We start from the raw sequence: 1290 nt of genomic DNA on the forward strand, positions 1-1290 counted from the left end.
CTCGATCAGGCGGTCCTGGTCTGAGCCGTGCGACGCCTCCAGCAGGATCTGCTCCTGCTCGGAGACGACGAGCTTTTGCCCCAGCGCGGGCAGCGCGCCCTCGCGGGAGGTCTGCCACGCCTCACGGGTCGCGAACGGGACGCTCGCGTTGAACGCGCGGTACTTAGCGACGTTGACGTACCGGCCTGAGTCCTTCGTACGCCACTTCACCTCGCGCATCTCCACGGTCGGGAAGATGGTCTGGGTGAGGAGGAAGTCCTTCGGGGACGGGATCGCCCTGGCGAACGCCGTCAGGTCCATGACCGAGACGTCCTTGAGCAGGTTCTGAATCGTCACAGTTCAGCCCCCGCTCAGACGAAGCGGATCTGCGCGGCACGCGGGTGCCACAGGAGCTGGGACACATCGATGCCGCCCGGCACCTTCGACGCCTTCACCGCGCCGTGCCACAGCAGAGCGGCCGGAACGCGGGTCTGCCCCGGAGCGAACGGGGCCTCGGCGATCACGAAGCCGCGCAGGATCTGGCGGCCGCAGTGCGCCTCGGGTTCGTACGGGCCGTACAGGCCGGACTCCGCGACCCTGCCAACCGGCACGCCGGAGAGCACCCGGCCGTACGGGTCGCATCCGTCGCCGCACACGTAGTGCTTGCCCTCGCTGAACAGGGAGGCGAGATGTGCGCTCTGCCGAGGCACGAGGTGAACCTCGCCGATCTCTGGCTACGCATCTCCGCCCAGATCGTGGAGGTGGCCTACCGGCTGTACGGCGAAGCGCCCAAGGCCGACAGTGTCCGGACTCTGAACCTGAGCGAGGAGTCGGCCGAGGTCCTGGGGCAGGGGCGAGCCAAGCGGGCCAAGGCGCGCGAGGAGTGGTCCGCCGCAGAAGCCTGGGTCGAGTCAGACCGGTTCTTCACGCACGAGAACGGCGAGCCGCTTCATCCCGACTGGGTGAGTCGACGCTTCAAGCGCCTCGTGGAGCTGTCCGGCCTACCCCCGGTCCGGCTTCATGATCTCCGGCACATCTCTGCCAGCCTGTCGCTGCTCCAGGGCAACGACATCAAGGTGGTCCAGGAGCGGCTCGGGCACAGCTCGCGCCAGATCACCTCGGACACCTACACCAGCGTCCTCCCCGAACTCGCACGACGTGAGGCGGAATCCATGACCTCCGTGATCCCGCGAAGCGTCTCGTACGACGTGCTGAGGCCGCTCGCCCTTCCCCGGAAGCTCTTCAGCGACGGCATGGCCGTCGTCTACGCCGACGCAACGCGCAACCAGGATGGCGTCTGGACCGTCAGTG

2 protein-coding genes and 1 pseudogene are annotated in these 1290 nt (G+C 67.8%); 1 reads left to right on the top strand and 2 read right to left on the bottom strand.

The features are described from left to right. Both AB0E98_RS33765 and AB0E98_RS33770 read right to left on the bottom strand, forming a co-directional pair. Positions 1-336 (bottom strand): annotated as a pseudogene (locus AB0E98_RS33765) (major capsid protein E); the annotation flags it as partial. A gap of 14 nt (positions 337-350) precedes the next feature. After that, on the bottom strand, positions 351-689 hold the full coding sequence (locus AB0E98_RS33770; protein WP_199825870.1) for a head decoration protein: 339 nt from the start codon (positions 687-689) through the stop codon (positions 351-353). A 3-nt stretch (positions 690-692) separates the two neighbouring features. Here AB0E98_RS33770 and AB0E98_RS33775 point away from each other — a divergent pair. Next, on the top strand, positions 693-1290 hold a 598-nt coding region (locus tag AB0E98_RS33775; protein WP_361710320.1), incomplete at its 3' end, for a site-specific integrase.

This window comes from Streptomyces sp. NPDC037389, from assembly GCF_040636475.1.
Lineage (GTDB): Bacteria > Actinomycetota > Actinomycetes > Streptomycetales > Streptomycetaceae > Streptomyces > Streptomyces hesseae.